The sequence below is a fragment of the Streptomyces longispororuber genome, from assembly GCF_014656095.1.
GTDB classification, from domain to species: Bacteria; Actinomycetota; Actinomycetes; order Streptomycetales; family Streptomycetaceae; genus Streptomyces; species Streptomyces longispororuber.
The window spans coordinates 41,380-55,843 of record NZ_BNBT01000025.1 but is presented as its reverse complement, the minus strand read 5'-3'; the positions used below and the strand labels follow the sequence as shown (position 1 = coordinate 55,843).

Annotated in this window: 16 protein-coding genes; 11 read left to right on the top strand and 5 right to left on the bottom strand. The window is 75.6% G+C overall.

Features of this window, described 5'->3' with window-relative positions; all coding sequences use genetic code 11:
• Positions 1 to 15: 15 nt before the first annotated feature.
• Positions 16 to 1,290, top strand: coding sequence for a PP2C family protein-serine/threonine phosphatase (locus tag IE330_RS11445; RefSeq protein WP_190135814.1), 1,275 nt, complete (start codon positions 16 to 18; stop codon positions 1,288 to 1,290).
• Between the two features lie 14 nt (positions 1,291 to 1,304).
• Positions 1,305 to 1,565 carry a GlsB/YeaQ/YmgE family stress response membrane protein gene (locus IE330_RS11440; protein ID WP_190135813.1) on the top strand — a complete coding sequence of 87 codons (261 nt, stop codon included), beginning with the start codon at positions 1,305 to 1,307 and terminating at the stop codon, positions 1,563 to 1,565.
• A gap of 135 nt (positions 1,566 to 1,700) precedes the next feature.
• Here the strand turns inward: IE330_RS11440 and IE330_RS11435 are convergent, their stop codons facing one another.
• Together IE330_RS11435 and IE330_RS11430 are read right to left on the bottom strand one after the other, a co-directional pair.
• On the bottom strand, positions 1,701 to 2,327 hold the full coding sequence (locus IE330_RS11435; RefSeq protein WP_373314624.1) for a YbaK/EbsC family protein: 627 nt from the start codon (positions 2,325 to 2,327) through the stop codon (positions 1,701 to 1,703).
• On the bottom strand, positions 2,324 to 2,875 hold the full coding sequence (locus IE330_RS11430; protein ID WP_190135812.1) for a GNAT family N-acetyltransferase: 552 nt from the start codon (positions 2,873 to 2,875) through the stop codon (positions 2,324 to 2,326). Before IE330_RS11430 ends, IE330_RS11435 begins: the two co-directional genes overlap by 4 nt.
• 50 nt (positions 2,876 to 2,925) lie before the next feature.
• On the opposite strand from IE330_RS11430, the gene IE330_RS11425 reads away from it, so the two are divergent.
• The 5 genes from IE330_RS11425 (at position 2,926) to IE330_RS11405 (ending at position 6,930) form a co-directional block, all read left to right on the top strand.
• Positions 2,926 to 3,519, top strand: coding sequence for a TetR/AcrR family transcriptional regulator (locus IE330_RS11425; protein ID WP_190135811.1), 594 nt, complete (start codon positions 2,926 to 2,928; stop codon positions 3,517 to 3,519).
• Between the two features lie 117 nt (positions 3,520 to 3,636).
• Positions 3,637 to 3,840, top strand: coding sequence for a hypothetical protein (locus IE330_RS11420; RefSeq protein WP_190135810.1), 204 nt, complete (start codon positions 3,637 to 3,639; stop codon positions 3,838 to 3,840).
• Positions 3,841 to 3,974: 134 nt separating this feature from the next.
• Positions 3,975 to 4,433, top strand: coding sequence for a DUF4383 domain-containing protein (locus tag IE330_RS11415; RefSeq protein WP_190135809.1), 459 nt, complete (start codon positions 3,975 to 3,977; stop codon positions 4,431 to 4,433).
• Between the two features lie 691 nt (positions 4,434 to 5,124).
• Positions 5,125 to 6,324: a hypothetical protein gene (locus tag IE330_RS11410; RefSeq protein WP_190135808.1), complete on the top strand. Its 1,200-nt coding sequence runs from the start codon at positions 5,125 to 5,127 to the stop codon at positions 6,322 to 6,324.
• Between the two features lie 12 nt (positions 6,325 to 6,336).
• Positions 6,337 to 6,930 carry a hemerythrin domain-containing protein gene (locus IE330_RS11405; RefSeq protein WP_190135807.1) on the top strand — a complete coding sequence of 198 codons (594 nt, stop codon included), beginning with the start codon at positions 6,337 to 6,339 and terminating at the stop codon, positions 6,928 to 6,930.
• Between the two features lie 28 nt (positions 6,931 to 6,958).
• On the opposite strand, the gene IE330_RS11400 is transcribed toward IE330_RS11405, so the two are convergent.
• Positions 6,959 to 7,834: a cytochrome c oxidase assembly protein gene (locus tag IE330_RS11400; protein ID WP_190135806.1), complete on the bottom strand. Its 876-nt coding sequence runs from the start codon at positions 7,832 to 7,834 to the stop codon at positions 6,959 to 6,961.
• A complete protein-coding gene (locus IE330_RS11395) occupies positions 7,831 to 8,418 on the bottom strand; it encodes a DUF2243 domain-containing protein (protein ID WP_190135805.1) in 588 nt (195 codons plus the stop codon). The genes IE330_RS11400 and IE330_RS11395 overlap by 4 nt, the downstream gene beginning before the upstream one ends.
• A 164-nt stretch (positions 8,419 to 8,582) precedes the next feature.
• Between IE330_RS11395 and IE330_RS11390 the strand changes: the two genes are divergently transcribed.
• Entirely contained in the window at positions 8,583 to 9,119 is a 537-nt protein-coding gene (locus IE330_RS11390; RefSeq protein ID WP_190135804.1) for a hypothetical protein, read from the top strand.
• A gap of 136 nt (positions 9,120 to 9,255) precedes the next feature.
• On the opposite strand, the gene IE330_RS11385 is transcribed toward IE330_RS11390, so the two are convergent.
• Positions 9,256 to 10,989, bottom strand: a complete 1,734-nt coding sequence (locus IE330_RS11385; RefSeq protein WP_190135803.1) for a SpoIIE family protein phosphatase — start codon at positions 10,987 to 10,989, stop codon at positions 9,256 to 9,258.
• A gap of 352 nt (positions 10,990 to 11,341) precedes the next feature.
• On the opposite strand from IE330_RS11385, the gene IE330_RS11380 reads away from it, so the two are divergent.
• Genes IE330_RS11380 through IE330_RS11370 form a run of 3 tightly spaced genes read left to right on the top strand, consistent with a single transcriptional unit; the run spans position 11,342 to position 14,377 of the window.
• Positions 11,342 to 11,860 carry an SRPBCC family protein gene (locus IE330_RS11380; RefSeq protein WP_190135802.1) on the top strand — a complete coding sequence of 173 codons (519 nt, stop codon included), beginning with the start codon at positions 11,342 to 11,344 and terminating at the stop codon, positions 11,858 to 11,860.
• Entirely contained in the window at positions 11,853 to 13,472 is a 1,620-nt protein-coding gene (locus IE330_RS11375) for a phytoene desaturase family protein (RefSeq protein ID WP_190135801.1), read from the top strand. Before IE330_RS11380 ends, IE330_RS11375 begins: the two co-directional genes overlap by 8 nt.
• 8 nt (positions 13,473 to 13,480) lie before the next feature.
• Positions 13,481 to 14,377 (top strand): SDR family oxidoreductase, encoded by an 897-nt coding sequence (locus IE330_RS11370; RefSeq protein WP_190135800.1) that lies wholly within the window; start codon positions 13,481 to 13,483, stop codon positions 14,375 to 14,377.
• Positions 14,378 to 14,464 lie beyond the last annotated feature (87 nt).

Below are 14,464 nucleotides of genomic sequence, written 5' to 3'. Positions count from 1 at the left end.
TCGAAGGAGGCTGCCATGGACGGCGATGTGCTGGGCTTGGGGGATGTCCTGGCGGAGGCGGAGGACGCCTCGCCGGTGGAGTCCGTCGATGTCGTGGCGCGCAACCTGCAGAAGCGGTTCGGGGCCGACCGCGTGTCGTTCCTGCTCGTCGACCTGATCGGCGAGGAGCTGGTACGGCTCACCACGGCCGACGGACCGGAGAGCGGACACAAGATGCAGCGCGTCGCCCTGCGGGGCAGCGTGTACGAGAGGGTGCTGCGGTCCCAGCGCCCGCACGTCGAGCCGGACGGTGAGGGCGGCACGTACGTGGTCGCGCCGGTCACCAACCGGGGCGACTGCGTCGGCGTGCTGGAGGCGACGCTGCCGCTCGCCGACGACTCCGTCCTGCGCCAAGTGGCCGACGGGGCGCACGCGTTGGCGTACATCATCGTCACCGACCGGCGCTTCACCGACCTCTACCACCGGGCCCGCCGCACCACGCCCACCAGTCTGGCCGCCGAGATCCAGCACCACCTGCTGCCGTCCTCGGCGTGCTGCGAGGCCGCGGAGTTCTCCGTCGCGGGCGGCCTCGTACCGGCCGACGACATCGGCGGCGACACCTACGACTACGCCCTGGACCGCGGCACCCTGCACCTGTCCATCACGGACGCCATGGGCCACGACACCGAGTCCGCGCTGCTCGCCACGCTGCTGCTCGGCGCGCTGCGCGGCGCCCGGCGGGCCGGGCACGACATCGCGGACCAGGCCCGCAGCGCGCACCAGGCCCTCCTGGACCACCACCGCGGCCTGGCCACGGGGCAGTTGCTGCGCATCAGACTCCAGGACGGGCACGTCGAGCTGATCAACGCCGGCCACCCGAGACCGCTGCTCCTGCGCGACGGCGCCGTGGAGGAGCTGGCCCTGCGGCCCAACCTGCCCTTCGGCGTCGCCTCCGCGACCCACGCCTACCACGTACAGGAGCTGGAGCTGCGCCCGGGCGACCGGCTGCTCCTGCTCACCGACGGCATGCAGGAGCGGGCCGCCGCCGAGGTGGACCTGCCCGCGCTCGTGCGCGACACCCGGCGCCTGCACCCGCGTGAGGCCGTCCGGGTCCTGGTCACCGCCGTCCGCGACGCCTGTGGCGGGCACCTCCAGGACGACGCGACGGTGCTGTGCCTGGACTGGTACGGCGCGCGGCGCACGGGCCACGACCCCGTCGCGGACGACGCCGAGCTGCACGGATCTTCAAACGGAGGGCTTACGACCGCTTCGAGCGGGAACGCGGAGGTCACCCGAAGTTCGGGGCAGTGACGGAAGGAGATGTCGTGTCGTTCCTCTGGGCCATCATCGCGGGGCTCATCGTCGGCCTGCTGGCGAAGCTGGTCGTTCCGGGGCGCCAGCCCATTCCCCTGTGGCTGACGGTCCTCCTGGGCATCGTCGGCGCCGTCGGGGGCAACGCGCTCGCCAGCGCCTTCGGTGTGCGCGACACCGGCGGCATCGACTGGATCCGCCACGTCCTCCAGATCGGCATCGCGGCGGTCCTCATCGCCCTCGTCACGCCCATGTGGGCCCGACGACGCGCCTGACCGCGGGAGGGCGGCGGGAGCCCTGACCCGCAGGACGGCTGGGGCAGCCGGGTACAGCGAGCGCTGTGCCCGACTGTCCCAGCCGTCGTTCGTGCGCGGCCGGTTCCCGGACACCGCCCGTGGCCGCGCGCGGCCTCAGCGGTCCCCGGGCCCGTCGGCGGCGACCACGGCGGCCTCCCCGCCCGTCAGCCGCACCAGCTCCGCGAACGTCGTACGGAAGACCGCGTGCGCGGCCCCGGCGCCCGCCCAGACGTACGGGTGCCCGGCCAGGGCGGCGTCGACGAGCGTCCGCACCGGGCGGGGGTGGCCCACGGGCGCCACTCCCCCGACCTCCTGGCCCGTGACGGCGAGGACGAAGGCGGGGTCGGCCCGGCGGATCCTGCCGCGGCCCACGCCCAGGAGCCGGGCCAGGAGGCGGGTGTCCACCCGGTGGGCGCCGCTGGTGAGGACGAGCAGCGGCGCGCCGTCGACGGCGAAGACGAGGCTGTTGGCGACCGCCCCCACCGCGCAGCCGAGCCGGGCCGCGGCGGCCGCCGCCGTGGGGGCGGGGCCGTCGAGCTCCACGACCTCCCCGGCTGCGCCGCTCGCGCGCAGCGCCGCGCGGACCCGGTCCACGCGAGCGGCGTGCTCGTCCGCCGCCCGGGCAGTGCGGACCCGGTCCACGCGAGCGGCGGGCTCGTCCGCCGCCCGGGCAGCTCGCACCCGGTCCATGCGAGCGGCGGGCTCGTTCACCGCATCGGCGGCCAGGCCCTCGCCGCTCACCGGTCCCGGTCCCGCCACTCGGTGGCCAGGACCGCCCACAACTGCGCGTCGTGGCGCACGCCGTCGTACGGCCACGCCTCGCGCCGCACGCCCTCCAGGGTCATGCCGAGCCGCTTCGCCGCCGCGGCGCTGCGGTCGTTGTCGGCCCGGCAGTGCCACTCGGCCCGGTGCAGCCCCCGGGTCGTGAACGCCCACTCGAGCAGCGCGCGGCAGGCGCCGGTGACCAGGCCGTGCCCTTCGGCGGCCGGCTCCAGCCAGCAGCCGACCTCGCACGAGCCGGCGTCCGCGTCGAACGCGGTGAACATCACGCCGCCCACCAGCACCCCCGCGCGCCAGATGCCGTACAGCCGCGCCCCGTCCGCGGCCCGGCGCTCCGCGTAGCGCCGGAGCGTGGCCCGCGCGCCGTCGACGTCGTCGGTGACGAACGCGGCGCCGACCCACGGCCTGATGTGCTCGCGCGCCCGGTCCAGGTGCGCGGCGAACTCCTCGGCGTGATGGACCTCCAGCGGCCCCAGACGCGCGCCGTCGCGCAGCTCCAGCGAGAACATGCCGACCCCCTTTTCACATAACAAGCGTTACGGCAATGTACCGTGGCGGCATGCCACGCACCAAGGGAGATCACGAGGCCCGGCGGCACGCCGTCTCGGAGGCGGTCTGGCAGGTCATGGCCACCCGCGGCTTCGCCGGTCTGACCCTGCGCGCCGTCGCCACCGAGCTGGGGGCGACCACCGGCCTGCTCACGCACTACTTCCCCACCAAGCGCGCCCTGTTGGAGTACGCGCTCGACCTGCTCGAACAGCGCACCCTCGCCCGCCCCCGGCGGCGCCCGGGCACCGGCCTCGCCGCCCTGCGGGACGCGCTGCTCGACATCCTGCCGCTGACCCCCGAGGCCACCGACCGGAACCGGATCTGGGTGTCCTCCTGGGACGCCGCGCTCTGCGATTCCGCGCTGAGCGCCGAGTACGCCCGCAAGTACGCCGCGGGCCGCGACCGGCTGCGGGAGCGGGTGGCCGCGGCGCAGGAGCTCGGCGAACTGCCTCCCGGCGACCCCGCTTCCACCGCGGCCGCGGCCCAGTCCTTCGTGCTCGGCCTGGTGGTGCAGGCGCTGTTCGCCCCGGCGGAGTTCCCGCCGCGGCGGCAGGTCGAGCTCCTGGACGGCTACCTGGACGGCCTGGCGGCGGGCGGCGCCTGACCGCCACACCGGTTTCCCGGTGTTCGCATTCGTTGCGCCATCTTCACAAGGAGTCGCTCATCGGGGGCGGCGGGACGGGCACCCGTCCCTGAGCCGTCAGCCGAGAGGGAGTTCGGCGTGCTTGTGGTAGCCATCCTGCTGTTGCCCGCGCTGGGGCTGCTCCTGTTCGCGATGGACCGCCTGGAGGACAGCCTCCTGCGGCCCACCGCGGCACGTCACGCGGGGCCCCGGCGACATCTGCGACTGATCCCCGGGGGAAGGGCCGGGGCCGACGCCCGCCGCGCCCGGCGCGCGGACCCCGCGGAGCGGGAGGCCGCCTGACCGGCCGGGCCCGCGTCACCGCCGTCGTTTGCGGCTGCACAACCCTTCGCCCTCGGAGATAGTGAAGCGAGTCGGGGGTACCCGCCGCACGACGGCGCGCACCACGACGCGCCCCGAGAAAGAAGGCCACCACCATGAGCACACGTACGCGCGCGTCCCGCACGGCCCGTACTCCGGTGCAGCAGGCCGCGCTGCTCGTCGCGCTGGTATTCCTGCTGGTGGGGGTACTGGGGTTCATCCCCGGCGTCACCACGGACTACGACAGCATGAAGTTCGCCTCGCACGACTCCGGCGCCGAGCTCCTCGGCATCTTCCAGATCTCGGTCCTGCACAACCTCGTCCACCTGGCGTTCGGCGCCGCGGGCCTCGCCCTGTCCCGCTCCGCCGCCACCGCCCGGACGTTCCTGCTGGTCGGGGGCGCCGTCTATCTGGTCCTCTGGCTGTACGGGCTGCTCGTCGACCACCACAGCAGCGCCAACTTCGTGCCGCTGAACACCGCCGACGACTGGCTGCACTTCGCCCTCGGCATCGGCATGATCGCGCTGGGCGCGCTGCTCACCCGCCGTTCCGCCACGACCGGGCCCGGCCGGTGACGGACGTGCCCACCACCGTCGAGGGCCGGACCACCGAGGAGCTGGGCGGCCCGGACAGCGTGCCGGCGCGGCAGCGCCGCGACCACGCCGAGCGGACCGGCTGAGGGGCCGCCACCAGGAGCTCGGCCCCGGCGAGGAGCGGGAGCGTCATGGACCTCGTCCCGCTCGTCCTCAGCCACGCGTCCGCCGAGGAGACCGTGCCGTGGCCGGCCGTGCGGCGCCACGTACCGGACGGTGACGCGCTCACCCGTGCCCTGATCCGCCGGGACACCAGGGACGAGCAGGACCAGCCCCTGCCCCGCCCCCAGGACGCCGTGGACGCGGCGTCCCTGCGTCGGCTCGGCGCGGCGTGGGAGGCGGGGTGCGGGAGCGCCCCCACGCACCCGCGCCCCGTCGTGCCCCGGCGCCCGCCCGGCAACGGGCCCTCTGGGCGTGCCACCCGAACGGCGGTGTCCCCCTGCCCGGGGCCGAGGCCGCCCGCGCCCGGCCGCGCGCACCCTCCGGCGTGTCCCGTACGCGCACCGGCCGTCGCGCCCCGTCCTGGGGCTCGCGCGGCCACTGCGGTGCGGTGGCGCGACCTCACCGGTGTGCCAAGCATGAGTGAGGCGCCCCCGCACATCGCCCGGACTGGACGCGACCGAGGGGGGTACTTCGCTCACCCGATCCCCCACTCCCCACAGGAGGAACGATCGTGACCTTCAACCCGCTCGAACAACGAGGCATCCCGCTGGACCGTCAGCTCCGCAACTGGCGCGAGCTCGACGTGAAACCGATCGACCCCGACCACTGCGACCCGTACACGCGCTGTCGGATCATCACCATGAACGGGATCGAGGTGGAGGCGATCCTGTTCAGCCACCAGCTCGCGCGGAACACGGTCGACCCCGAGGTCAAGCGCCGGCTCGCCCGCGTCCGCTACATCGAGGCGCAGCAGCAGAAGGTGGTCAACTGGCTGCTTCCCGGCGTCTCCTCGGTCCTGGAGACGACGATCGCCTACGAGCAGGTCGCCGTGGACCTCACGGCGTGGGTGGCGCGCATGGAGCCGGACCCGTACCTGAAGCAGGCGTACCAGTTCGGAGTCCTGGAGGACTTCGACCACCTGTACCGGTACGCGAACCTGTACGAGATGATCGAGCACCGCAAGGCGGAGTCGATCGTGGACGGGCTCACCGAGGTCATCCCGGGCCGGCCGACCAAGTTCCACCACCGCGACCCGGTGGACAACGTGCGCGACCCGTACGCGAAGGACGAGACGAACCCGCTCTCGAAGCTGCACGCCCTGACGATCATGTCGGCCGAGCAGCAGACCATGAACTTCTACATGAACGTCGGCCCGACCTACATGGAGCCGATCGCCCGCCGGCTCTACCAGGAGATCGGGCTCATCGAGGAGGAGCACGTCACGCACTACGAGTCCCTGGTGGACCCGGGTGAGACCTGGTGGGAGCAGCTCGTCAACCACGAGTACAACGAGTGCTACCTCTACTACTCCTTCATGGAGCAGGAGAGCGACCCCAGGGTGAAGGCCATCTGGGAGCTGCACCTGAACATGGAGCTGGAACACCTCCACCAGGCCTGCGACCTGATGCGGCGTCACGACGGGCGTGAGCCGGAGTCGGTGCTGGCCACGGAGCTGCCCAACGTGCTCACCTTCGAGCCCAACAAGGCCTACGTGCGCGAACTGCTCGACACGCAGATCGACCTCACCACGCTGGGCGCGGGCTACGTCCGCGAGGCCCACGAGCGCTTCGAGAAGATGCAGGAGGAGATCCACGGCGGCGAGGCGCCGCCCAGCGAGCGGGTCATGGCCGAGCACGACGCCATGTTCGGCCGCGAGTACCGCGTACAGACCGAGGGCGAGCACCCCGACCCCGCGCTGCGGGAGAAGTAGGAGGCTGCCGACATGGCCGAGCTCACGACCCCGCAGGCCGGTGACGACCACGACCGGGACAGCGACGTGGTGTCCCTGCTGATGCGCCAGCACGGCGACATCCGCAACCTCTTCGACGAGGTCGAGGCGTCCACCGGCGACGAGCGCCGGGACGCCTTCCGGCGGCTGGTGCGGCTGCTCGCCGTGCACGAGACCGCCGAGGAGGAGGTCGTCCACCCCTTCGCCCGCCGGGGGCTCGCCGGTGGCGGGCAGGTCGTCGAGGACCGGCTCGCGGAGGAGAAGGCCGCCAAGGAGACCCTCGCGGCCCTCGACGACGTGGACACCGACGACCCGAAGTTCATGCCGCAGCTCCTCGCGCTGCGCGCGGACGTGCAGGAGCACGCCCGGGCCGAGGAGCGCTACGAGTTCACCCACATCCGCCGCAGCACCGACGTGACGAACCTGGCCGCGATGGCCAAGGCGGTCAGGGCCGCCGAGGCCATGGCGCCCACCCGGCCCCACCCCGGCGTGGAGTCGGGGGCGGCGAACATGACCCTCGGTCCCGTGGCCGCGCTGATGGACCGCACGAAGGACGCCGTCCGCCGGGCCATGGGCAAGGACGGCTGAGCGGACGCGCCCCGCGCGGGCGGCACGCTCACGCGGTGGCGGAGGACCGGCTCGGGCCGTACGGGGTTCCGCGGGCGCGGCGGCGGCGCGCGCGGCCCGTGGCGGCGTACCAGCGCGTGGCGAGGACGGTGGCGAGGGCGACCTCGACGAGGTCGCCGCCGTAGTACATGAGCTGGGACCCGGTGTGCAGGTCGCCGGCGGCGTAGGCGGTGCCCGGCGGCGGCGTGGCGTAGAGGCTCTTGGCGAGGACGGCGTGGGCCCAGCCCGCGGCCAGCAGCGTGGCGCCGCGCCGGCCGGGGCCCCAGCGCCGCCGTACCGGGTCGAGCTGGCAGACGGCGAAGGTGTACAGCAGCCCGGCCACCAGCACGTGCGCGTGGACGGCGGCGCCGAGCAGCGGGTGGTGCGCGGCCTGCGCCGACAGCGGGGTGCGGTACAGCAGCCACAGGCCCCCGATGTCCAGGACCGCGGCCAGCGGCGGGAAGAGCAGCACGCCGACGGGCCGCGCGTGCGCCACGGCCAGCAGGGCGCGGCGGGCCGGGGAGCCGCCGGGCAGGGCCCGCAGGACCAGCGTGAGGGGGCGGCCCAGGACGAGGAGCAGCGGCGCGGCCATGGCGACGGTGAGGTGCTGGGCCATGTGGGCGGTGAACGGCCCGCCGGGCAGCGTGACGGTGAGGGCGAGGGCCAGGGCGGCGCAGCCGGTGGCGAAGCACAGGTCCCGGAGGCGGGGCCAGGCGTCACCGCGCCCGCGCAGCCGGGCGGCCGCCGACAGATAGGTCAGGGCGGCCAGCAGCGCGGCCGCGGCGACGACGGTCCCGAAGAGGCCGGTGCCGCCGTGACCGGCGTGGGCGGGGGCGTGGACGTGCGAGGCGGCGGGGGCGTGGGCGTGGGCGAGCGTGAGGATCATGCCGTCGGCCGGTCCGGGTTCCGGTCCCGCCCCTGGTCCCGGTCGCGGTCGTGGTCCCGGTCCCGCTCGTGGTCCCGGTCCCGGTCGTGGTCCCGGTCCCGCTCGTGGTCCCGGTCGCGGCGCCCGGCCCGTACGGCCAGGGCGGCGCCGGCCAGGAGCAGGAGGAGGCCGCCGGCGTTCCAGGCCACGTCGTAGCCGGTGACGTCGACGCCGTAGCGGATCTGGTGCAGGCGCAGCAGCTTGTGGTCGACGACCCCGTCGAAGAGCTGGAAGGCGCCGAGGCCGAGGAGGACGCCGGCCACGCCGTGGGCGGGGGCCAGGGCGCGGCGCCGGCGCAGGTCGGCGTAGAGGAAGAACCCGGCGACCAGGCCGAGCAGTTCGGCGGTGTGCAGCAGGCCGTCGGAGAGCAGGCCGACGCCCCGGGTGGAGCGGTCGTAGAAGTGGTGCCAGTGCAGGATCTGGTGGAAGACCACCTCGTCGACGGCCGCCATCACGGCCGCGCCGATCAGCGCGCAGACGGCCAGGGACCGCCTCGGGAGCGGGCCTTCGGCGGTGGGGGCGGGGCGGGCCGGTTCGCTGCTCATCGGCGGCTGGTCTCCCTCTCGTCGCGGGCGGCTCTGGCACGTGTACCCGGGGTGCGCCCCGGTCGTCGGCCCGGCGCCGCATCCGGGTGGCGGACCGCTGCCGCGCGGGTAGCGGCTTCGCCGGGCGGGCGATGGGAACCCGGTGCATGGGTACCCGTGGCGGCATGAGCAAACGTGCACTGTGGCAAGGACTCGCGGCCGGGGCGGTCGGCGTGGCGGTGATGACGCTGGGCGAGAAGGCGGAGCAGCGCCTGACCGGCCGGCCCGACTCCCATGTGCCCGCGCGCACCCTGGAGCGCCTGACCGGCCTGCCCGAGCGGCCGGGCGGCCGGCAGCCGCGGGCGGTGAACTGGGCGATGCACTACGGGCAGGGCGTACTGCTCGGGGTGCTCCGGTCGGTGATGGCGCACGCGGGGCTGCGCGGCCCGGTGGCGTCGGCGAAGTTCACCGTGGTGCGGCTGACCAACGACCAGATCCTGGAGAACGCCACCGGCGTCGGCGCGCCGCCGCAGACCTGGCCCCGCGCGGAACTGGCGGTGGACCTGCTGCACAAGGCCGTCTACGCCTTCACCACGGGCGCCGTCGCGGACGCCCTGGCCGCCCGCTCGGGCCCCGGCCCCGGGCAGCGGCACGCCGCCGCCGAGCCCGGCCGCCGCACGGGCGTGGGACCGCTGCCCCGCCGCGAGGCGTACGGGCGGTGAGCCGGGGCCGCCCCGCGGGCGGCCGGGGGTGCCTCATCCCGCCGAGAGTGCCTCATCCGGAAGGCGGGCCTCGGAAGGCGGGCCAGCAGGCGGGCCCCAGCAGACGGGCCTCGGAAGGCGCGCGGCCCGCACCGGCTCAGCGCGGCGGCGCCTCCTCCGGGCCCGGCACGCGCACGACGAGGACGGCGACGTCGTCGTCGTTGTCGGGCGGCCGGGCGCGGTCCAGGAGGACGTCGGTGAAGGTCTCGAGCGAGTGCCCGGCGAGGGCGGCGGCGTGCCCGCGGAGCCGCTCCAGACCGTCGTCGATGGGGTGCCGGGGCGACTCGACGAGCCCGTCCGTGTACAGCACCAGCGTCGACAGCGGCGGCAGCGTGACGGTGGCGTCCGCGCGGGGGGTGTCGGCGTGGGTGCCGAGCAGGATGCCCTGCCCGCCGCCCAGGTAGCGGGCCGTGCCGTCGGGCGTGACGAGCAGGGGCGGCGGGTGCCCGGCGTTCGTCCAGGTCAGCTCCCAGCCCCCGGTGGGCAGGGGCGAGAGGTGGCCGAGGACCATGGTGGCGATGCCGACGTCCGTGATGTGCGGCAGGGCCTGGTCGAACCGGGTGACGACGACGCTGGGCGGGCCCGCCTGCGACCAGGTGTAGGCCCGCAGGATGTTGCGGAGCTGGGCCATGTCGGCCGCGGCGTCCAGGTCGTGTCCGGCGACGTCCCCGATGACCAGGGCGAGGGCCTGGTGGGGCAGGCGGAAGACGTCGTACCAGTCGCCGCCGACCTGGGAGGCGCGCGGCGCGGGCAGGTAGCGGGCCGTCATGCGCAGGCCCGGCACCCGGGGGAGCTGCGGCAGCAGGTGGCGCTGCATGGTCTCGGCGACCTTGCGCTGGCGCTGGTAGAGGCGGGCGTTCTCCAGGGCGAGCCCGGCCCGGCGGGTGATGTCCTCCAGGAGCGGGATCTCGGCCGTGGTGAAGGGCTCGGGCCGCTTCGACCGGCCGAGCGTGAGGGCGCCGAGGACCTCCCGCAGGCTGCTGATGGGCGCGACGACCGCGGAGTGCATGCCGGTGACGTCGAAGAGCCTGCGCTGCTCGACGGCGACGTCGGAGTCCGGCGGGCCCTGGTACGTCAGCGGGGTCGCCAGCGTCGAGCCCGCGCCGCGCAGCGCGCGGGACAGGGGCAGCGGCGAGGTCTCCGGCACGGGCAGCACGGCCCCCTGGAGGTCCTCCCTGCGCGTGATCCGGCCGCCCTCGCCGCAGGCGACCAGGGCGCGCTGCACCTCGCCGCTGTCGGTCATCAAGTCGATCACGACCCAGTCCGCCAGCAGGGGGACGACGAGGCGGACCAGCCGGTCCAGGGCCTCGTTGATGTCGAGGGTGGCGGTGAGCTGCGTGGTGGTCTCGGCCAGCAGGGCCAGGCGCTCCAGTTCGGTGAGCCCTTCCCCCTGGTAGGCCGACACCGGCAGCGGGAAGCCGGACGGCTCGTTCGGGTGGAACACCACCAGCGCCCCGGTGTCGTGCGGGGTGAGCCGCAGCGGCACCACCAGCCACGACATGGTCAGCAGCGAGCCGTCGCCGCGTTCGAAGTAGCCCACGTCCTGCTGGCGGGGCCGGCCCGCGACGAAGGCCGTCATCATCGGGCACCGGCTGCGGGGCATGGCCATCCCGTTGGCCTGGCGGTGCAGCAGGTCGTGCGCGTCCTGGCCGACCATGTCCGCAGCCCGGCGGCCGAGGAGGGCCTCGGCCTGCGCGTTCACCGCGAGGACGGCGCCGTCGGCGTCGACCGCGTAGGCGCCGGCGCCGAGGCGGTCCAGCGTCCTGCCCAGCAGGCGCCGCACCGTGCCGGCGTGCTCCTGGCCGCCGGTCGGATCGGACGGAACGTGCATTCCCGCGCCTCCACGCCTCGTAGCGGCCCCGCGTCCGCTGCCCGGCCCCGGGCGGGCGCCGGCACGCGCGCGCCGGGCCCCGTGCCGAGGACGGCCGGGCAATCACAGAAATCTACAGGGCCGGGACAAGTCTGCCGTGCGGCGCGGGAGCGCGTACCGGGGGCCGGGTCCGCGCGGCGCCACCGTGTGGCACCCCGCACCGTACGGACGTACGTTGCCCGGAGGCGGCCCTCGTCACCGGCCCGCCGGGAGCCGCACGGCGCCGGCCCGGCTCCGGGCGGCGCGAGGGTTGGTCCCGTGCGGCGGGGGCACCCGGGATGTCCAGGAGCGAGGGGGACGACAGGAGGTAGTTGTGGCCGTTCGCCACCGACTGATCAAGAGGCCGCCGGCCGACGTCTGGGCCGTGCTGGCCGACGGCAACCGGTACGCCGAGTGGGTCGTGGGGACCGCGTCGTCCCGTCCCGTGCGCGGCCGGTGGCCGCACAAGGACGCGGCCATCGCCTACAAGGTCCGCCTGGGTCCGCTGGAGCTGTCCAGCGAGACGGTCGTGCGCCGCTGCGAGGAGGGCTCCGTCCTGGAGCTGGAGGCCAAGGCCGGTCCGCTCGGCACGGCGCGCATCGCCATAGAGCTGCGCCCCTGGGGCGACCACTGCCTGGTCGTCTTCGACGAGCACCCGCTGCAGGGCGCGGGCGGGCGGCTGCACAACGCCGGGTTCGAGGCGCTGATCCAGGTGCGGCACCGCGCGATGCTCGGCCGCCTCGCCCGGCTGTGCGAGCACGACGCGCGCGACGGGCGGGCCACCGGGGACGCCGGGGACGCCGCCGATGCCGGGGCCGCCGCCGGTCGCGGGAGGGGACCGGCCCATGCCTGACGCCGTGGTCGTCGGCGCGGGCCCCAACGGGCTCGTGGCCGCTAACCTGCTGGCCGACGCCGGGTGGAGCGTACGGGTCCTGGAGGCGCAGCCGGAGCCCGGGGGCGCGGTGCGCCACGACAGCGGCGTCCACCCCGACTTCGTCAACGACCTCTTCAGCTCCTTCTACCCGCTGGCCGCCGCCTCGCCGGTGCTGGCCCGGCTGCGCCTGGAGGACTACGGGCTGCGCTGGTCGCACGCCCCGGCCGTCCTGGCGCACCCGCTCACCGACGGGCGCTGCGCCGTGCTCGACCGGAACGTCGCCACGACCGCCGCGTCCCTCGACGCCTTCGCGCCGGGCGACGGGGCCGCCTGGGTCCGGCTGCACGACGTGTGGAAGGACCTGCGCTCCGCCCTCATCGACGCCCTGTTCACGCCCTTCCCGCCCGTGCGCGCCGGCTCCCGGCTCGCGCTGCGGCTGCGGGCGGGCGGCGGGCTCCGCATGGCGCGCTCCCTGGTGCTGCCGGTGCGCCGCCTGGGCGAGGAGGAGTTCCGCGGGGAGGGCGGGCGGCTGCTCCTGGCCGGCAACGCCCTGCACGCCGACCTCGCGCCCGAGGCGGCCGGCAGCGGCGGCTACGGCTGGCTCATGTCGATGCTCGGGCAGAGCTACGGCTTCCCCGTGCCGGTCGGCGGCTCCGGCGCCCTGACCCAGGCGCTGATCGCGCGCCTGAACGCCCGCGGCGGCAGCGTGCACTGCGGGCAGCGGGTGGAGCGGATCGTCGTCCGGGGCGGGCGGGCCGTCGGCGTGCGCACGGCGGCCGGGGACGCGGTGCCCGCCCGGCGCGCGGTGCTCGCGGATGTGTCGGTGCCCGCCCTGTACGGGGAGCTGGTCGAGCCGGAGCACCTGCCCGGGCAGGTCCTGGAGGACCTGCGCCGCTTCCAGTGGGACTTCGCGACGTTCAAGGTGGACTGGGCGCTCGACGGCCCGGTGCCCTGGCAGGCGGAGCAGGCCGCCCGCGCCGGCACCGTCCACCTGGCCGACGGGGTGGACGAGCTGACCCGGTTCGCCGCCCAGATCGCCATGCACCGGATCCCGGACCGGCCCTTCCTGCTGTTCGGCCAGATGAGCACCTCCGACCCGTCCCGCTCCCCGCGGGGCACCGAGTCCGCCTGGGCGTACACCCACGTGCCGCACGACGTGCGCGGGGACGCCGGCGACGACGGCCTCACCGGCGCCTGGGACGCCAAGGAGCAGGAGCTGATGGCCGAGCGGGTGGAGCGCCAGGTCGAGCGGTTCGCGCCGGGCTTCCGGCGTCTGGTCCGCGCCCGGCGGATCCTGGCCCCGCCCACGCTGCAGTCCATGGACGCCAACCTCGCCGGAGGGGCCATCAACGGCGGCACCACCGCCCTCCACCAGCAGCTCTTCTTCAGGCCGCTGCCCGGAACGGGACGCCCCGAGACGCCCGTGGCGGGGCTGTACCTGGCGTCCTCGGGCGCGCACCCGGGCGGTGGCGTGCACGGCGCGCCCGGCGCCAACGCCGCGCGGGCCGCGCTGCGCCGCCGCCGCTTCCCCGCCCTGGCCGGTACGCAGCGGCTCCTGGCCCGCCGCGACCGCACGGGCCGCAAGCTGTAGGGGGCTTCATGGACACCGGTCCGCTGCGCGGCCGGACGGTCGTGGTGACGGGGGCCGCGCGCGGCATCGACGCCGCCCTCGCGCACGAGCTGGCGCGGCGGGGCGCGCGGGTCGCCCTGCTCGGCCACGAGCGGGCGGGCCTGGAGGCCACGGCCGCCGCCCTGCCGGGCCCCTCCCTGGTCCGCGAGGTCGACGTCACCGACCTCGACGCCCTGCGTGCTGCGGCGCGGGAGGTGCGCGAGCGCCTGGCTCCGCCGTCCGCCGTGGTCGCCAACGCCGGGATCGCGGCGGGCGGCCCGTTCCTGGCCAGCGACCCGGAGGGCTGGCGGCGGGTGCTCGACGTGAACGTCGTCGGCAGCGCGCACACGGCCCGCGCCTTCCTTCCCGACCTGCTGGCGACCTCGGGCTACTTCCTCCAGATCGCCTCGCTGGCGGCGGTCGGCGGCGCGCCCCTGCTGAGCGCCTACTCCGTGTCCAAGGCCGGGGTGGAGGCGTTCGCGCACACGCTGCGGGCCGAGACGGCGCACCGGGGTGTCGCCGTGGGCATCGCCTACCTCAACTGGGTGGACACCGCCATGCTGGGCGGCGTCGAGGAGCACGGCGTGCTGCGCGGCCTGCGGGCGAGCATGCCGCCGCCCGCACGCGGGTCCACGGGCGCGGGCACGGTGGCGGCGCGCCTCGCGCGGGCCGTGGAGCGGCGCCGCACGGCGGTGTACGTACCGGGCTGGCTGCGGCTCGTGCAGCCGGTGCGGGCGGCGCTGCCCCCGGTGGTGCTGCGGGTGGCCCGGCGGCGCCTGCCCCGCATCGAGGCCGCCACGCCGTTCCGGGACACGGGCCCGCTCGGGGCCGGGGGGCGCGCGGACCGGCCGGGGGCGGACCGGCCGGGGGCGGGCCCCGGAGTGTGACGTACGGCGGTCTGGACCCGCGGCCGTGGCTTCGCCACCCTCGTCCTCAACCGGCGCGACCGGCGCCGGGCCTGAGGGGTGGTGGGC

What these genes read in the sequence shown, in the direction of transcription:
- IE330_RS11400 (WP_190135806.1), bottom strand. Translation starts at nt 7,834, where the DNA reads ATGATCCTCACGCTCGCCCACGCCCACGCCCCCGCCGCCTCGCACGTC.
- IE330_RS11405 (WP_190135807.1), top strand. Translation starts at nt 6,337, where the DNA reads ATGGCCGAGCTCACGACCCCGCAGGCCGGTGACGACCACGACCGGGAC.
- IE330_RS11370 (WP_190135800.1), top strand. Translation starts at nt 13,481, where the DNA reads ATGGACACCGGTCCGCTGCGCGGCCGGACGGTCGTGGTGACGGGGGCC.
- IE330_RS11390 (WP_190135804.1), top strand. Translation starts at nt 8,583, where the DNA reads ATGAGCAAACGTGCACTGTGGCAAGGACTCGCGGCCGGGGCGGTCGGC.
- IE330_RS11430 (WP_190135812.1), bottom strand. Translation starts at nt 2,875, where the DNA reads ATGTTCTCGCTGGAGCTGCGCGACGGCGCGCGTCTGGGGCCGCTGGAG.
- IE330_RS11395 (WP_190135805.1), bottom strand. Translation starts at nt 8,418, where the DNA reads ATGAGCAGCGAACCGGCCCGCCCCGCCCCCACCGCCGAAGGCCCGCTC.
- IE330_RS11415 (WP_190135809.1), top strand. Translation starts at nt 3,975, where the DNA reads ATGAGCACACGTACGCGCGCGTCCCGCACGGCCCGTACTCCGGTGCAG.
- IE330_RS11425 (WP_190135811.1), top strand. Translation starts at nt 2,926, where the DNA reads ATGCCACGCACCAAGGGAGATCACGAGGCCCGGCGGCACGCCGTCTCG.
- IE330_RS11445 (WP_190135814.1), top strand. Translation starts at nt 16, where the DNA reads ATGGACGGCGATGTGCTGGGCTTGGGGGATGTCCTGGCGGAGGCGGAG.
- IE330_RS11385 (WP_190135803.1), bottom strand. Translation starts at nt 10,989, where the DNA reads ATGCACGTTCCGTCCGATCCGACCGGCGGCCAGGAGCACGCCGGCACG.
- IE330_RS11375 (WP_190135801.1), top strand. Translation starts at nt 11,853, where the DNA reads ATGCCTGACGCCGTGGTCGTCGGCGCGGGCCCCAACGGGCTCGTGGCC.